This window comes from Croceivirga thetidis, assembly GCF_012272815.1.
Lineage (GTDB): Bacteria > Bacteroidota > Bacteroidia > Flavobacteriales > Flavobacteriaceae > Croceivirga > Croceivirga thetidis.
The window spans coordinates 1,271,189-1,287,892 of sequence record NZ_JAAWWL010000001.1 but is presented as its reverse complement, the minus strand read 5'-3'; the positions used below and the strand labels follow the sequence as shown (position 1 = coordinate 1,287,892).

Genomic DNA, 16,704 nt, shown 5'->3' with positions numbered 1-16,704 from the left:
GGTAATGGTTAGTTGTCCGAATTTAATATAAAAATGAATGCATTCGATATTCTTAAATTCTTGTCTATTTTCGAGTTATGAGAATTTGCACGGTATCGTTTGTTCTTATTCCAATATTTCTCTTCGCCCAAGAGGGCAAAGTATTTAGTGCTCGAACAATAGCTTTTTATAATGTTGAAAACCTTTTTGATACCCGTAACGATTCTCTGATTTTTGACGATGATAGGACTCCAAATGGCGCATTTAACTGGACAAAAGAACGTTACGAAAGGAAAATCTTGGCCATATCTAATGTCATTTCAGAAGTTGGATACGGATTGACAAAATCATCGCCTGATATTATCGGTCTTTGTGAAGTGGAAAACATACAAGTTATTCGTGACCTAATAAATCAACCAAATTTGATTTCAAAGAATTACGGGATTGTACATTTTGATTCACCAGATGATCGTGGAATTGATGTGGCTTTAATTTATAAGAAAGAGGCCTTTATTCCGAATAATTCTAGGAGTCATCGTCTATTACTTTTTGATGTTGATGATAAAAGGGATTATACCCGAGACCAATTAGTGGTTTCTGGATTCTTAGATGATGAAGAATTTCATTTCATTGTTAACCATTGGCCCTCAAGGCGTGGTGGGCGAACAAGAAGTGAACCATTGCGCATTAAAGCTGCAGAATTAACAAAACGAATACTTGACTCAATTTATAGGATAAAACCGTCGGCCAAAATCATAACTATGGGTGACTTCAACGATGACCCTAAGGATAGAAGTTTGAAAAAGGTTTTAAGAACAAAAGGGAGACAAAGACAATTGGACAGTCTTTCGTTATTCAACCCTATGGACAAGTTTTATAAAAAAGGCGCGGGTACTTTAGCCTATAGGGATAAATGGAACCTCTTTGATCAACTAATTCTTACTCCTAATTTATTGGAAGATGCCACCAATTCATTTACTTATTGGAAGGCTGGAATCTATAACCCAAAATACCTACAAAATACTTCAGGTAAGTACAAAGGATATCCCTACCGCACTTATGTCGGAACAACCTATCAAGGTGGTTATTCAGACCATTTCCCAGTATATCTGATTTTAATCAAAGAGAATATAAACCCTTCAAACTAGATTTAGAAGCTGATTACAACCACTGCCCCCAAGGTATACGGCTCAAAATCAATACCAAGCCTGCACCATAAAGCAATGCGATACGTTTGAATTTGGTGGTATCATCGTTTGTTTTCTTATGTCGTGACCAACCGATTGTTATAAAGGCAATTGCTAAAATATTGGTCACAGGGTGTTCCAATGCCAAGAGCCTAGCCGCAGAATTTAACCCCCCCATACCGAATTCTTGTAGCGCATTTAAACCATTGGCTGAGACAAAATATAGTATTAGACCAACTAGTAGTTGAATGTGGCTTAATATTAATGCAAACAAGCTGATTCTCAAGTCTTTTTCAAACTTAAATTCCTTCTTGCCCAACCAGCCTAAAAAAGCATTTACAACAGCAATGATCAAGACTGCCAGAACAATATAAGCTAGATAGGAGTGAACGTTTTGTAAGATTTCCATGAATTGTAGTTGTTGGTTTCGTTAAAGGTAAGTTCTTTTTGGGGCAAAAAAAACCCCGACGCTAAAGGTCGGGGTCTAATTAACTTAAACTAACTTCTGATTAATTGAAGATATATCTAATACCTAATTGCGCTTGCCATCTAGAAGACTGAATTCCAAAGTCATCTATTTGCTCAAAATCAGGGTTTCCTGCATCATCCATAACACCACTATTGATGCTGAATACTGGAGTGCTACCGGTAGAAACCGTAGTCAACGGCTGAACATTACCACTAGTAAAGTTGATTTTACCCCAGTTCTTGTTCAATAAATTGGTAAAGTTGAAAATATCAGCAGACAACTGCAGCGTATTTGTTTTCTTACCTGTTTTAATGCTAAAGTCTTGCAATAGCTTAAAGTCAACTACATGGCTCCATGGACCACGTACAGCATTACGCTCGGCATAGTTACCTCTATTTTCTCTAAGATATTCAATACTGTTGATGAAATTATCCAATTGCGCCCATTGAGCAGCTTGTTCAGCTTCATCACCGCTAAATTGAATCTCACCAGCATTTCTTGGAATGTAGATCAACGCATTATCTCGAGAATCATCATTCAATAAGTCTCTACCTTCTCTATAGGTAAAACTAAAAGGCTGTGCTTGGAAACCATTGTAGAACAATGAAACCGTAGTTGCAACATTTTCGTTCCAATCCAATCTGTAAGATGCATTGGCAACAAACCTGTTACTAGCGAAGTCAGAACGTGTTACTGGTAAATTTGAATTTTTACCATTTACAGTTTGAATGTTTCTCCACTGTGAACTGTTCTGAGAAGACGTACCATCGAAGATTTTGTTCGACTCACTGTAAACATAAGAAGCAGAGGCCGCAAAACCATTTTGGAATGGCTTACTCAAAGTAAAGGTAGCCGTCGTAGCGTTACCGCCTCCAGTATTAGAAGCCAAGATGATTCTACCATAAGTTGGGTCTAAGTTACCTCTTCTATCATAAAAAGGTCTGTTATCAGCACCCTCGTACGTTCCTACAGCAGCTGGTAAGTTCAAGTTTTCGTAGTAGATATCTGTAATTACGTCTGTGTACAAGAAATCAACCGAACCAATCAAGCCCCACAAGGGTAATTTTTGATCGATACCAATATTATATTTGATTACCTGTGGTAATTTGAAGTCTTCGGCAATTAAATCTATGTTACCACCCAAACCACCTGAGCCTGGTGTAGGATCTTCAAACTGATTATTAACATCTGCAACGAAAGGTTGTCCGAATTCGAAGTTGAATCCGCCTGTAACACCGTTGTTATTATATGAACCCCCTGGCCAAACCAAAGGTAGACGTGAGGTGAATACACCTAAACCACCTCTTATCTGGGTTTTTCTTTCACCATTAACATCCCAGTTAAAACCAAGTCGTGGAGAGAATACGGCGTTGCTAATTTGTTGTCCAACTCGTGCTCCTTGTAAATCTTTACCAGCAGCTTCAAGTATGCCAACAGTTCTAGTATTAAAGTCATCATTAACAGGACCGTCTTTCCAAACAGGAATGTCAATTCTTGCACCAATGTTTACTCTAAGGTTATCTGTGATATCAATTTCATCTTGTACGTAGAATCCGTATTGCTCAGTTTCAAAATCGGCAGAACCCGCAGATTCGTCACCATTGATTCCGTTACCAACCAAAGAATATCCATGCTGATATACATCTGCGTCTTGACCAGTCAAGAATTGATTTAAACCAGTTGACAAGAGGTTACCTTCATCATCGAATTGATCTTCAAAAGTGTAATCCCCAAAGTTAAATGCAAAGAACAAGTTCTTAACTGTAGCGAATTCCATGTTGGCACCCAATGTAATCGTGTGTGCACCAGAATAGATATTGAAGTTGTTAGTGATTGTCAAGTAATCGGTATTCAACAAGTTTGCAGTTGAAAAAGGCTCCGATCCGAAAGAAATCGTACCGTCACCATCTTGAATATCAACAGTTGGGAATGGGTCTCCAAAAGGATCCCTGTCATCCCTTACTGCAGTATAACCTACGATAAAGTTGTTACTAAACTTATTTCCGAAACGTGAGTTTAATTCAAGTGCCGTTGAATTTGTTTCTGAATTAAAGAATTCAGATCCGTTGATGAACCCTATTTGACGGTTGCCAACGTTACGGGCTTCTAAGTTCTCAGCACTAACATAACTGTGTCTTAGTGACAAGTTGTGGTTTTCATTTATGTTCCAATCTATTTTGGCTACAAGCGTATTGCTTTCCAAAGTACTTGTATTGTTGTCAAAAGTACCTGGGTTATAATTATAGGTGTTCTGTAAGAAGCTTACCAAATTATCAATATCTGCCTGTGATGAACGACCAGTGTATTGACCAGCAAAATTAAAAGGCTGTGGTATTTCAGTATCACCTCTTTCATAGTTTACAAAGAAGAACAACTTGTCTTTTACAATTGGACCTCCAATTCGCAAACCATAGGTATTGGTGGTGAAATCAGCAAGTTTTTCCCTTTCATCATCACTATTCACGTTATCAACTGGAGTTTTACCCGCTAAGTCTTGGTTTCTGGTGAAGTAATAGGCAGATCCCTCAAGGTTATTTGAACCCGAACGTGTCACCGCATTAATAGAACCACCTGAGAAACCAGATTGTTTGATATCAAAAGGTGCGATGTTTACCTGAAAAGTTTCGATAGCATCAACAGAAAGTGGATTTACCCCTGTCTGACCACCATTTGTTCCAGAACCAGCCAAACCAAAAACGTCATTGTTTACGGCACCATCAACATAGATGGCATTATATCTGTTGTTCTGACCAGCTAAGGAAATAGAAAATCCGTCGTTACCTTCGGATAACTGTGCTTGAGGAGTCAAACGAACAAAATCAGCTAAAGATCGTGAAGCTGCTGGAGTGGTTGCAACCTGTCTTTGTGAAATGTTGGTTTCCGTACCTGTTTTACCAGAACCAAAGACACTATTGCTTGTTCCTGTAACAACTACCTCATCTAAAGCAGTTGCAGATTCAACCAATTGTGTACTGATACGCTCTGTACTACCAAGGTTCAAGAAAACCCCATTTTTTACATCATCATTAAATCCGACATAAGAAAGGGTAATCGTGTATGGTCCACCAGTACGCATACCAGAAATACGATAGTACCCATCGAAGTCAGTAGCAGCACCATAGGTAGTACCTGATGGTGTGTGAACGGCTACCACGCTTGCGCCTGGAAGAGGTTCGCCGTTTTGATCGGTAATCTGACCACCGATCGCAGAGGTCGTAACCCCTTGTGAAAAAGCTAAAGCACATGAAAATAGTGCAATAACAACTAAGTAGATTTTTTTCATTTTAACAGTGTTTAAACGTTGAAATTAGCACTGCAAAAGTGAACCATCTTTAGTTTACCAAGATTAAGACAAGGTTAAATTGAAAAGAAGTTGTTAACTAACAGTTAACATTTCTAATGTCCTGAAAATAGGTGTTTTATTATTTAAAAGTGAGGATTGCTAAAATCGAATATTAGCTCTTAAATTTTTGCAATAATTGCATTGTGGAGCTATCGTGTTTGCCAATTTGATCACCTTCAATATCCTTCAAGGTATTTTTGGCCAATTGCTTGCCCAATTCCACACCCCATTGGTCATAGCTGAAAATATTCCAAATTATACCTTGAACGAAAATTTTATGCTCGTACATTGCTACTAAAGACCCTAAACTTCTGGGTGTCAATTTTTCAATTAAAATTGTATTCGTTGGTTTGTTACCCTCAAAAACCTTAAAAGGTGCCAAGGCTTCAATTTCTTCTTCAGATTTTCCTGAAGCCTCAAGTTCGGATTTAACCTCTTGCAATGATTTTCCGTTCATTAACGCCTCAGTTTGCGCAAAGAAATTGGCCATTAGTTTGTTATGATGGTCATTGTCACCATGAAGCGATTGTTTAAAACCTATAAAATCAGCCGGAATTAGCTTAGTACCTTGGTGTATCAATTGAAAAAATGCATGCTGTGAATTGGTACCTGGTTCTCCCCAAATTATTGTACCGGTTTGATATGGTGTGCTGGCCCCGGACCTATCTACACTTTTTCCATTGCTTTCCATAATACCCTGTTGTAGATAAGCAGGCAATCTATGCAAGTATTGGGTATAAGGAATTATGGCTTCAGTCTCGGCACCGAAAAAGTTATTGTACCAAACACTTAATAAGGCCAACATGACCGGAATATTTTCTTCGAACTCAGCATCTTGAAAATGAAGGTCCATCGCATTGGCACCTGATAAAAGTTCGTCAAAATTTTCGAAGCCTATTGAAAGGGCTATTGACAAACCAACAGCGCTCCAGAGTGAAAAACGACCGCCTACCCAATCCCACATTGGGAAAACGTTCTTTTTATCTATTCCGAACTCATCAATCATCTCCAAATTCCTGGAGACTGCTGCAAAATGCTTGGCAATATCATCTTCTTGGGCATGTTGCAAAAACCATTTTTTAATCGTGAGTGCATTTGATAAAGTTTCTTGTGTGGTAAAGGATTTTGAAACCACAATGAAAAGTGTGGTTTCTGGATCAATCTCCTTCAAAACATCATGAACTAAATCACCATCAACATTGCTAACAAAATGGACCTTTAGATTGTTCCTGTAGAATTTTAGGGCTTCAATAGCCATTACTGGACCTAAATCAGAACCCCCAATACCAATATTGACCACATCGGTGAATGCTTTACCCGAATACCCTTTTTTGGATCCAGAAACAACATCTTCGACAAAAGTCCTTATCTGTTCTTTTACTTGGTAAACTTCTTTAACTACATTTTTGCCATCAACCTCAACATGTGTTTCCTTATTGGCCCTTAAAGCTGTATGTAATACCGCACGCCCCTCAGTTTCATTAATGGTCTGACCTCCAAAATAATATTCCAAAGACTCTTTTAAATGAACCTCATCAGCCAATTCCAACAATAAATTTTTTGTTGTCTTATCAATATTGTTCTTTGAATAATCCACAAAAAAATCCTGCCAGTCAATTGAGAAATTGGCAGCCCTTTCAGGGTTGTCTTGAAAAAGTTCGGCTAAATGTTTGGTGTGAACAGTATCAAAGTGTTGGCTCAGCTTCTGCCATGCTTTGGTTTTCGTCGGGTTGATTTTGGGTAATGACATCTTGTTTTTGGTTTAGTTGAATGTCTTCTTGCAATGTTTCAGGATTGGCATATTCAATACAATCCAGTTGGAATTTTAATGGCTCTATGGTTTCGAAATATGTTGTTCTCAATGAATCGGCAATAGGTTCCGATCTTGGTAGGTCTTCACGCAATGGATCTACCTGCGCTCCGTTTTTCCAAAAACGGTAACAAACATGAGGACCACTAGTATTACCCGTCATTCCTACCCAACCGATAACGTCTCCTTGTCGAACCAAATCTCCTTTTTTGACATTTTGGGCGCGCATATGCAAGTATTGGGTGCTGTACATTGAATTGTGCCTGATCTTCACATATTTTCCATTTCCTCCCCTTCTTGTTGATTCAGTTACAGTACCATTTGCAGTTGCAATTATTGGTGTTCCTACCGGTGCGGCATAATCAGTTCCACGGTGCGGCCTGACCTTATAACCGTAATAGGCGATTCGTCTTTTTAAATTGTAACGTGATGATAGTCTGTAACCAAATTTAATTGGCGCCTTAAGGAAAGTGCTTCGCAGATTTTTTGCATCTTGATCGTAAAACCCCTTTAAATTCTGAACGGAATCCGTTACAAAAGGGAAGGCGTATATTTCTTTGTCTCGGTGTTTAAAGTAGGCTGCTTTTATTGGGCCCACACCAGCATAAATACTATCATTGATAAATCTTTCGTCATAAATAACTTTAAATTTATCGCCTTTGTCAAGCTTAAAGAAATCCACACTCCAAGCATATATTTCTGAAAGGTTTATGGTTACTAGATAATCTACACCAAGAGAATCCATATCCAGCGAAAGTGAATTCTTTATAGTGCCACCTATTTCACGTTCTACATATTTTACTTTTCTTTTGCTCTTGTATGCATGGGCAGAGTCTCTTAAATCAACAACGGTGTAATTGATTTTGTCATTTTGATAAATAAATACCTGGGCTTTTGGTATTGAATCTTTGGTATTCAAAATAAAATAAGGTTTGCCAACCTTAATCATACGAACATCGAAGGTGTCCTTATAATTCTCAGAAATTTTCAACACCTTATCATAATCAACATGGTTTTTGAGCATTAACTCTCCAAAGCTGTCTCCATTTCTGACGGTATCCTGAACAACTTGGAAAGCATCAAAATCAAAACCAAATCTTGTTGGTATCGGTTCCTCAACTGGTACTTGTGCAAGATCAACCTGATTTTCCGGTTCCTTAGTCTCTTTGCAGGAACAGATAAGAACCAATGCCAAAACTACTCCCCAATATTTTCGCATTACATTTTGTTTGCTTCGGGGTTGAAAATATGATCAACCCATTGTTTGCCCCACTCTTGAAGCTCCTTTTCTGAATGCAAAGTTGGAAAAAATATTATTTTTTGAAAACTTGGTGGCAAGTAGTCTTTCCAATTTGTACCCCCAGTTGCATCTACTGCACCTTTATCCTTAGCCAAATACCTATATGCAGAACCCATGTGCATCAATGGCCAATTGACATTCGCATTCAAATCCATTTCTTTCATCGCCTTACAGAGCTCTTCATTCTTTTGATACTTTTCGGGTAGTTGTAAGTATTTATGATAAACGGTGTTCCCTTTAACTTGTTTGGCAATTCTTATTAGTCTCGGGGTATATCGATATTCAAATTGCTTTAGCGTCAAGGTTTTCTCGCCAGTTTTTAAATCGGTAGCTCCTTTTTTCCAGTATATGTGCTCATAAAGTTCTTCGATGGAGTTTTCTTCAGAGAAATCATCACGTTCAGTATGATGAACCAAATTTTCCATTGAGGTTGCATATAATTCTATCATGCGATACTGTGCAGACTGAAATCCACTCGCAGGTAACAAAGCCATTCTATACCTAAGAAATTGTTCCCGTTCCATGCCTTTAATCATGATACTAAATGAAGAAATTAGGGCACGGAAGTAGTTGTTGATTCTGGTAGCGCGGTCGATGAAAAAATCCAAGTTCTGTGATTTATCATCAACAATTTGCTTTTGCTCGTGCAGAATCAATTTAAAGTACAATTCTGTAATTTGATGGTACATGATGAAGATTTCCTCATCAGGAAAATGGGTGCGCGGTACTTGAATACTTAATAAAGTATCGAGATGAATATAATCCCAATAGGTAAGGTAACGCTGGTAGAGCAATCCATCAAGATAGGAACTTAGGTCTTGGCCTGAATTTTTAAATTTTTCTTCAAGCTTATTGATTTGGGACGCAATTAGCTCGTCTTTCTTCATGTAAAATCAATCCATAATTATCTTGAATTGGTTTTTAAGGCCATTGTAACCGTCCAAATCGGCCTTCAGTGAGCCAACGGCCAAATCAGCCTTAATTCGAACCGGAATTTTATTTAAATCATTTGAAACCCAAAGGGTCAAACTTTCTTCTTCTTTAAATACCCTGCCCGACTGAACCAACGGCCTAAAGGTAAGACATTCCACCTTACCGTATTTTGTGCGAATGACATCTTTACCTAGATACTTAAGCTTGAATTTATATACCCCATCATCATCAAATAGCATATCCATATCAAAGCTTTCACCAACTTTCAATTCCTTTCCGTTAGCGTAATTTCTCAGGGCGTACGAGGCGGAGATTATGTCTTGAATCTGGTCATGAACTGGTATATCAAAACGCTTATCATTTTTAAGGTCATTAAGAATAGCGTTATCATTATCGTAATCGAAGTCTATTTCAATATTCTTCGTGTAACCCCCTTCATTTATATCACGAACAAACTTGTAGGGCTTTCCGTCTCGTTGACCGAAGTAACTTTCGTATGTATCGTCAACTTTAAAAAAGATACTTGCAAAACCTGTGGTTTTTCCTTTACCAACCGCGTGGTAAACCGGAATACTATCTATACTATCATTGGACAGATGCAGAGTGGCATAACTGGCATTCAAAAAGCCATAATGAATTCTGTACTTTAACCACTCACCGGCCTTGTAGGCCTTTTTTTGCGCACTCAAATTCAAGGTCAAAAGTGTAATTGTAAATAGAATAATTTTTTTCATAACAAATTTATTCTAGGGTAAAATTATCAAATTCAATTGCCCACGATCATCTTTTACAATTACTTAAACAAAACTTATACCAAAGTATTGTAAAAAAAAGCCCCGATGTTTCATCGAGGCTTTTCCTAAATAACCAACCAAACTTTAAATTATGAAAAACCAATACTTAAAGTTCAAAAGGGAACCACCCCTTTTGTTGATTCAAATTTATAATAGCAATCAGGATATTTTTCTTTTTTAACGCACTTTAACTCAGCTGTCAAGTTTGTTAGTATCATTTTATGAAACACATGCTTTTTAGCTAAAATCAGGTTAAAACCAGTACCCTACACTTATGAAAAGATTGCCGTCGTCGACTTGTGGTGAGAAGGAATAAAATATCTGTACTGGACCTAAGAAAGACTCAAAACCATAACCAACACCATAACCTGAAAAATCAGGTTCTGTAAACCACTCCCCTGTTCTAAAAATATCATCTTCTACATTGGCAATATTTGCAGTTAGCATTAAATGGTTCTTAGGGGCTACTTCATAATCAAGTCTTGCGAATGCTTTTACAAAACTGTTACCAGGTAGCGAAAGAAAATCGTAACCAAAAAATGGTACAAAATTATTGAGGCGTTGACTCCCGAATCCTCCAAGTACAAAATCAAAAGACGTTACACCAGAAGTTCCTAATTTAAAACCTCCCTCAGATTCAATATTTAATGAAAGTCCGGGAAGAATACCGAAAGCAGCTCCCATCCTAGCTTTAGCTACCGAGAATTCCTTGAAATTGTCATTAAAGTCAGAAGACAATAGATAAACATGAAAGTCACCATCGAAAAAGAGTCCTGATTTAGGAAAATAACTATCATCATAAGTGTCAAAACGTAACCGACCATAAGTACTGAAGAAATTACTGTCCTCAAAAAATGTTCTGAAGGAAGGTGAAGGATTAAAAGCCATATCGCTTTCAGGAGCTACTTGATTTAAAGTGCGAGTGCTATAACGCAATAGTTTGTGTTCAATACCCAAGCTAACTGCAAATTCTTCTCGCACCACAGTTTGTAGATATATTTGATTAGTTAAGTCTGAAACATCAAGATTAATCTCGCTGACACCAAAACCCTGATCAACCTCAAAATTTGAACGAATTAAATCAAAATCGATTTCGGTATCAAAATCTGCAAATGAAGAATTAACCCCAAAACTCCAATAGGTTCCTTTATCTACATAGTATTCCGCATTGTATCGAATATTATCCCCAAGAATTATATCAAAGGAACCAACATCATCTTTGAACAAGAGCCCTTTTCTTGTAATGTTCATTAAGGCTGCGCTTTTAAAAAGATCGTCATAGTGCGCACCCGCCCTCAAATACATTTTTTCAGGCTTTTCTATTAGCTTTAATATCAGGTCTGTTCCTAATCCGTTTGAAACCAGTTCATACCGAATCGCCTTAAAATTTTCGGTTGCCGCAAGATTGCTCATACCCTGACTCAGTTTCTCAAAAGAAATTTTATCTCCAAGGTTAAATCGCAATTTCCCCTTAATATAACCTCTAGTATATCTATCGTTACCCTTTAATAACAATCGGTTTATGGTCAAGCTATCTGAAGAAGAAACTGGTTTGTTTTTGATTCTTACCTCCCTAGTCGCAAGACCATAAAGTGCTTGTAAATTTTCTTCTGCCGCTAAACCCCCACTATTAATTATATCGTTTATTTTATCAAAATCAATAACTGAAAAATCATCAATAGGTGGGTTGATATAGATATCTGTTTTCTTCCTTTTTTCCACCATGTCTTTAACCGTCCGATAATTATTTATCTGTAGCAAAATTTCAGTTGCTGAACCCAAAGCATCACGGTTTGAAAGACCGTGCTGAACGTCAACACCGATAATTATATCTGCTCCTAAGGCCCTAACCTCATCAATAGGATAATTATTTACCACTCCGCCATCAATCAAAACTTTGCCATCAATTTCCATTGGTTCAAATAATGATGGTAATGTACCGCTGGCCATGATTGCTTCAGGTAAATATCCTTTATCCAATAAAATTTGTGCCCCTGATTCGACATCGGTTGCAATACATAAAAATGGAATTGGAAGCTGATTGAAATCCCTCACATCCTTGACGTGAAAAAGAAGTCTCACAAATTCATTAAAGACATTTTGCCCACTCGAAATGCCAGGTGGAAAGCTTACTTTGAATTCATCAAAGGGCAGAGTCAGGGCATAGCGGTCCGCATCATCTTTTTCGTAAAACGTTTTTGCACTTCGAGGAACGTTATCTTGAATCAATTCAGGTAGATTGGTGGTTCTAAAAATAGAATCCAACTCAGTAGCTGAATAACCCGCGGCATAAAGACCACCTACGATAGCACCCATGCTGGTTCCCCCTACAAAGTCAATTTCTACTCCAGCTTCTTCAATTACCTTAAGCGCTCCAATATGCGCTAAGCCTTTTGCTCCCCCTCCACTTAAAACCAATCCTATTTTTTGGTCTTTTTGTGCATTGATTGTAATCAAAAACAACATCAAAAAGGGCACTATAAAATGCTTTTTAATGGAAGGTTTCATAAATTTTCTTTGCTTTTGCCATTCCTACTTCAACAGCCAAATTCTCGATTGATGCCTCTTTGATACGCTTTACCGATTTGAAGTTTTTTAGAAGTTGTTTTGCCGTTTTTTCTCCAATTCCCTCTATCTGTTCAAGTTCAGAAGAAATTGCTGCCTTACTTCGTTTATTTCTGTGATGTGTAATACCAAACCTATGGGCTTCATTTCGTAATTGTTGAATTATTTTCAAGGTTTCAGACTTCTTATCTAGATAAAGCGGGATGGGATCTTCAGGAAAGTAAATTTCCTCCAGTCTTTTTGCAATTCCAATAATCGCGATCTTTCCGCGCAAACCAAGAATATCAAGACTCTTCAACGCAGAAGATAATTGTCCTTTACCCCCATCAATTACAATTAATTGCGGCAATGGTTCTCCCTCATTCAATAGGCGTTTATACCTTCTAAAAACTACCTCTTCCATTGAAGCGAAATCATCTGGACCAACCACAGTTTTTATATTGAAATGACGATAGTCCTTTTTCGAAGGTTTCCCATCTTTGAAAACTACACAAGCGGCAACAGGGTTAGTACCTTGAATATTTGAGTTGTCAAAACATTCTATTTGTCTTGGTTCTTCCGACAATCGTAAATCAGCCTTCATCTGGGCCATAATTCGTTTGGTGTGTCGATCCGGATCAACGATTTTCATTTGTTTGAATCGCTCTTGTCGAAACATCTTGGCATTATTCAATGAAAAATCAATGAGTTTCTTCTTATCCCCTAGCTTAGGGATCGTAATCTTTAAATCTTCATTCAATTGCAACTGAAATTGCAAATACAATTCTTTTGATTCTGACTTGAATCGTTGGCGTAGTTCGACGACAGCCAATTGTAACAATTCTTCATCGCTTTCTTCCAATTTTTTCTTTACTTCCAAAGTATGTGAACGGGTAATCGTCCCAAAAGATAATTGCAGAAAATTTATGTAAGCATGTGTTTCATCAGAAAAAATGGTGAACACATCAACATCACTGATTTTTGGGTTGACAATGGTGGATTTAGCCTGGTAATTTTCTAGTGTTTCAATTTTTCTTCGGACTATCTCAGCTTTTTCGAATTCCAATTCTTCAGCATATTGTTTCATCTGTTTACGAAAGAATTGAAGTGAACTCTTGAAATTGCCTTTGATTATCTGCCTTATATCTTCTATTTGCTTTTGGTACTCTTCAATTGAATATTTGCCTTCACAGGGCCCTAGGCAATTTCCTAGATGATACTCTAAACAAACTTTGAATTTACCCCCATTGATTTTTTCATCAGCAAGATCATAATTGCATGTCCGTATCGAATAGACGCTTTTGACCAAATCCAAAAGTGTTCGTACAGTTCTCATACTTGTATAAGGACCATAGTACTCAGAGCCATCTTTGATTAATTTTCGGGTTGGGAATATTCGGGGGAATCGTTCATTTTTAATACATATCCAAGGGTAAGTTTTGTCATCTCTTAATAGTACATTGTATCTGGGCCTATGTTTTTTGATAAGGCTATTTTCAAGTAAAAGCGCATCAGATTCATTTTTAACAACAATATGTTTAATGGAGATTATTTTTTTTACGAGCACCCTCGTTTTCCCATTCTCATGCTTTTTAGTAAAATAAGAAGAGACCCTTTTTTTCAAGTTTTTAGCCTTTCCAACATATAGAAGCTTATTCTCGCTATCGTAAAACTGATACACACCAGGTGAGGTTGGCAGTGCACTAAGTTGAACTTGAATGGGCAAATTTGTCATTTGAAAACTCAGATTATCGTATTGAAACGACAGGAAACGGATAACCAGGTTAACCTGAAAATTAATATTGATTTCTAAATTTAGTTTTTTTAGAACACTAGATGAATATTTATATAAGATATTATCCTTAACATTAAATTAATGTTTGATTGAATCATTTGACTTCTTAAAAAATGCTAAAATCAATGCATTTCAGCGGTAATATTTGCATTTAATAGATATTACGTAAGATTTTATCCTTATCTTTAAGCCAAGAAAAAGATACAGATGGAAAACTATTTAATCGTTTTAGGAATGTATCTGGTCCTGATGTTATTTTTTAAAATTTACTTTACAATTTCATCAAGAGATTAATTTTCCTAGAACTACCCCCGGATTAATCAACATCTAGATGTTGAAACATGAAATAAGAGCCGAATTCAAAGCAAAAAGAAATTTGCTTTCAATTGAGGACATCGAATCAAAAAGTTTAGAAATTTCCAATAGGTTACTCGAAGTGCCGATTTGGAAATTTTCTTTTTTTCACCTCTTCCTACCAATCATAGAATTTAAAGAAATTGATACCCAACCAATTTTGACCTTGCTTCAGGGCAAGGATAAAAACATCGTTTTGCCAAAAGTAAATGGTAATTATTTAGAGCATTTTTTACTTACCGATAATACCATTTTAAAACAAAGTAAATGGGGAATACCTGAACCTCAAGATGGTATTCACATTGACGAAAAAAAGATTGATGTTGTTTTTGTACCATTATTGGCATTCGACTTAAAAGGCAATAGAGTCGGTTATGGGAAGGGGTTCTACGACAGATTTTTGTCAAAATGTAAAAAGGAGGTGGTAAAAATAGGGCTATCGGTCTTTGAGCCCATTCCAAAAATTTCTGATATAGTCGATAGCGACATTCCTTTAGAGTATTGTGTTACTCCAGAAAAGCTTTATACTTTTTAACGCTTAAGACTTTGCAAAAGCTCGCTTATTAAAAATTATTAGTATAGCCACCCCAATACTTATGGCAGAATCAGCGATATTAAAAATAGGCTCAAAAAATCGGAAATTCTTGCCGCCAAGTTTTGGTACCCAATCAGGCCATCGGGTATCAATCAAAGGAAAATACAGCATATCAACAACCTTACCATAGAATAACTTTCCATAAGGTTCATCAGAAAGAAGCGTTGCAACGTTATTAGTACTATCGTCGAATATGATTCCATAAAAAACAGAATCAATAATATTGCCAAGTGCACCAGCGAATATGAGGGACACCGATAAAATTAAAATGCCAGAGGATCCTTTTTTAATGATGTCCAACAGCCAGTAACCAATCCCCACAATGGCGAACAATCGAAATATAGTCAGAACCAATTTACCAGCACTTTCAGAAATTGGTAAGATATCGCTCAACTTTGTACCCCACGCAGCCCCTTCATTCTCAATAAAAAGAATTCTAAACCAGCTTGTGACCTGCTCCGATTCTCCCAATACAAAATTTGTCTTGATATAGATTTTACTGATTTGATCAATCAATAATACTATGACAATAAGAATAATGGATTTTTTGAGGTTCATAAATCCCTGATTGAGTGGGCAAAAATAATGATATTAATCCGTTTGGTTTACATAGATGTTTCCCTGAATTGAATTCAGCACATAGACTGAATCACCTTCAGTTATGACCCCTAATGAAACCTTTCCATAACTACTTTTTGCATCTATGGTTCCAATTGCAGAATTTACAGTAATGTCCCCTTCTTGCGTTTTTATCGAGGCTGATTCAAAATCACCCATTAATTTGCAATTGCCATCAGCCAAAGTGAGCTCAAATTGCTTATAATTGCCCTTTACTTCAACTTGAGTGCTAGTGCCGAACATTCGAACCAAGAGGTTTTCAGGTATTACTATTTTTAAATCTATGGCAACATAGGTAAGGGCACCAAACTTACTGGTTCGTTCAATGTGATTCGGCTGAAAATCGGAACTTAGACTGATATTGCCGCCTTTTTCCTGAATATTAATCAAAACATCATTGTTATCGGCACCTGCAATTGAACCCTCCACAAGTATTTCATTTGAATCCGCCGTATCCAATTCAAGACTATAACAATTGGCTAAATCAATTGAAATTGATGAAATCCGGGTACTTGCAATCGTCTTTTTGATAATCTTTTGGCCGTTCAAAAGGCTTAAAGAGCACAGGAATAAAGCAAGAACTAAAAGCCGCATTGGCTTATTTCTGCATATTTTTTGCTTCGATACTCAAAGTAGCGTGAGGAACTAATTTAAGTCGCTCTTTATTTATTAGCTTACCAGTAACACGGCAAATTCCGTATGTTTTATTTTCTATCCTTAGAATTGCGTTCTTAAGATCACGAATAAACTTCTCTTGACGTATGGCCAACTGGGTATTGGCCTCTTTACTCATTGTTTCAGAACCTTCTTCAAAAGCCTTGAAGGTAGGGGAGGTATCATCGGTGCCGTTGTTACCATCATTCATGTATGAGCTTTTTAAGAGGTCAAGATGTTTCTTGGCCTTTTCTATTTTTTCTTCGATGAGAGATTTGAACTCTGCCAAATCGGCATCGGAATATCTAACCTTTAAATCTTCTGCCATT

Annotated in this window: 13 protein-coding genes; 2 read left to right on the top strand and 11 right to left on the bottom strand. The window is 37.1% G+C overall.

What is annotated here, in order from left to right; all coding sequences use genetic code 11:
• The first annotated feature begins 77 nt into the window (after nt 1-77).
• A complete protein-coding gene (locus HCU67_RS05850) occupies nt 78-1,127 on the top strand; it encodes an endonuclease/exonuclease/phosphatase family protein (RefSeq protein WP_168551633.1) in 1,050 nt (349 codons plus the stop codon).
• A 13-nt stretch (nt 1,128-1,140) separates the two neighbouring features.
• Here HCU67_RS05850 and HCU67_RS05845 read toward each other — a convergent pair whose 3' ends face one another.
• From HCU67_RS05845 to uvrC, 8 genes are all read right to left on the bottom strand, one after another.
• Nucleotides 1,141-1,575 (bottom strand): hypothetical protein, encoded by a 435-nt coding sequence (locus HCU67_RS05845; protein ID WP_168551632.1) that lies wholly within the window; start codon nt 1,573-1,575, stop codon nt 1,141-1,143.
• Between the two features lie 100 nt (nt 1,576-1,675).
• Nucleotides 1,676-4,918, bottom strand: coding sequence for a TonB-dependent receptor (locus HCU67_RS05840; protein WP_168551631.1), 3,243 nt, complete (start codon nt 4,916-4,918; stop codon nt 1,676-1,678).
• 172 nt (nt 4,919-5,090) lie between these two features.
• Complete coding sequence (pgi, locus tag HCU67_RS05835) at nt 5,091-6,728, bottom strand: glucose-6-phosphate isomerase (protein ID WP_168551630.1); 1,638 nt, start codon at nt 6,726-6,728, stop codon at nt 5,091-5,093.
• Nucleotides 6,664-8,007 (bottom strand): peptidoglycan DD-metalloendopeptidase family protein, encoded by a 1,344-nt coding sequence (locus HCU67_RS05830; RefSeq protein ID WP_168551629.1) that lies wholly within the window; start codon nt 8,005-8,007, stop codon nt 6,664-6,666. Before HCU67_RS05830 ends, pgi begins: the two co-directional genes overlap by 65 nt.
• Entirely contained in the window at nt 8,007-8,975 is a 969-nt protein-coding gene (locus HCU67_RS05825; RefSeq protein WP_168551628.1) for a tryptophan 2,3-dioxygenase family protein, read from the bottom strand. Before HCU67_RS05825 ends, HCU67_RS05830 begins: the two co-directional genes overlap by 1 nt.
• Before the next feature lie 6 nt (nt 8,976-8,981).
• Nucleotides 8,982-9,755, bottom strand: a complete 774-nt coding sequence (locus HCU67_RS05820; RefSeq protein ID WP_168551627.1) for a DUF3108 domain-containing protein — start codon at nt 9,753-9,755, stop codon at nt 8,982-8,984.
• A gap of 312 nt (nt 9,756-10,067) precedes the next feature.
• Nucleotides 10,068-12,323, bottom strand: a complete 2,256-nt coding sequence (locus HCU67_RS05815; RefSeq protein ID WP_168551626.1) for a patatin-like phospholipase family protein — start codon at nt 12,321-12,323, stop codon at nt 10,068-10,070.
• Nucleotides 12,307-14,094 carry an excinuclease ABC subunit UvrC gene (uvrC, locus tag HCU67_RS05810; RefSeq protein WP_168551625.1) on the bottom strand — a complete coding sequence of 596 codons (1,788 nt, stop codon included), beginning with the start codon at nt 14,092-14,094 and terminating at the stop codon, nt 12,307-12,309. Before uvrC ends, HCU67_RS05815 begins: the two co-directional genes overlap by 17 nt.
• Nucleotides 14,095-14,485: 391 nt before the next feature.
• Here uvrC and HCU67_RS05805 point away from each other — a divergent pair, with 391 nt between their 5' ends.
• Nucleotides 14,486-15,043 carry a 5-formyltetrahydrofolate cyclo-ligase gene (locus tag HCU67_RS05805; RefSeq protein WP_168551624.1) on the top strand — a complete coding sequence of 186 codons (558 nt, stop codon included), beginning with the start codon at nt 14,486-14,488 and terminating at the stop codon, nt 15,041-15,043.
• 3 nt (nt 15,044-15,046) lie between these two features.
• Here the strand turns inward: HCU67_RS05805 and HCU67_RS05800 are convergent, their stop codons facing one another.
• The 3 genes from HCU67_RS05800 to HCU67_RS05790 are packed head-to-tail and all read right to left on the bottom strand — an operon-like array spanning nt 15,047 to nt 16,703.
• Entirely contained in the window at nt 15,047-15,661 is a 615-nt protein-coding gene (locus HCU67_RS05800) for a lipoprotein signal peptidase (protein ID WP_168551623.1), read from the bottom strand.
• A gap of 33 nt (nt 15,662-15,694) precedes the next feature.
• Nucleotides 15,695-16,315, bottom strand: coding sequence for a hypothetical protein (locus HCU67_RS05795; RefSeq protein WP_168551622.1), 621 nt, complete (start codon nt 16,313-16,315; stop codon nt 15,695-15,697).
• 4 nt (nt 16,316-16,319) lie between these two features.
• Nucleotides 16,320-16,703, bottom strand: a complete 384-nt coding sequence (locus HCU67_RS05790; RefSeq protein ID WP_168551621.1) for a TraR/DksA family transcriptional regulator — start codon at nt 16,701-16,703, stop codon at nt 16,320-16,322.
• Nucleotide 16,704 lies beyond the last annotated feature (1 nt).

Coding starts and splice junctions, on each gene's coding strand:
- pgi (WP_168551630.1), bottom strand. CDS start 6,728: ATGTCATTACCCAAAATCAACCCGACGAAAACCAAAGCATGGCAGAAG.
- HCU67_RS05815 (WP_168551626.1), bottom strand. CDS start 12,323: ATGAAACCTTCCATTAAAAAGCATTTTATAGTGCCCTTTTTGATGTTG.
- HCU67_RS05845 (WP_168551632.1), bottom strand. CDS start 1,575: ATGGAAATCTTACAAAACGTTCACTCCTATCTAGCTTATATTGTTCTG.
- HCU67_RS05795 (WP_168551622.1), bottom strand. CDS start 16,315: ATGCGGCTTTTAGTTCTTGCTTTATTCCTGTGCTCTTTAAGCCTTTTG.
- HCU67_RS05830 (WP_168551629.1), bottom strand. CDS start 8,007: ATGCGAAAATATTGGGGAGTAGTTTTGGCATTGGTTCTTATCTGTTCC.
- uvrC (WP_168551625.1), bottom strand. CDS start 14,094: ATGACAAATTTGCCCATTCAAGTTCAACTTAGTGCACTGCCAACCTCA.
- HCU67_RS05840 (WP_168551631.1), bottom strand. CDS start 4,918: ATGAAAAAAATCTACTTAGTTGTTATTGCACTATTTTCATGTGCTTTA.
- HCU67_RS05790 (WP_168551621.1), bottom strand. CDS start 16,703: ATGGCAGAAGATTTAAAGGTTAGATATTCCGATGCCGATTTGGCAGAG.
- HCU67_RS05850 (WP_168551633.1), top strand. CDS start 78: ATGAGAATTTGCACGGTATCGTTTGTTCTTATTCCAATATTTCTCTTC.
- HCU67_RS05805 (WP_168551624.1), top strand. CDS start 14,486: ATGTTGAAACATGAAATAAGAGCCGAATTCAAAGCAAAAAGAAATTTG.
- HCU67_RS05800 (WP_168551623.1), bottom strand. CDS start 15,661: ATGAACCTCAAAAAATCCATTATTCTTATTGTCATAGTATTATTGATT.
- HCU67_RS05820 (WP_168551627.1), bottom strand. CDS start 9,755: ATGAAAAAAATTATTCTATTTACAATTACACTTTTGACCTTGAATTTG.
- HCU67_RS05825 (WP_168551628.1), bottom strand. CDS start 8,975: ATGAAGAAAGACGAGCTAATTGCGTCCCAAATCAATAAGCTTGAAGAA.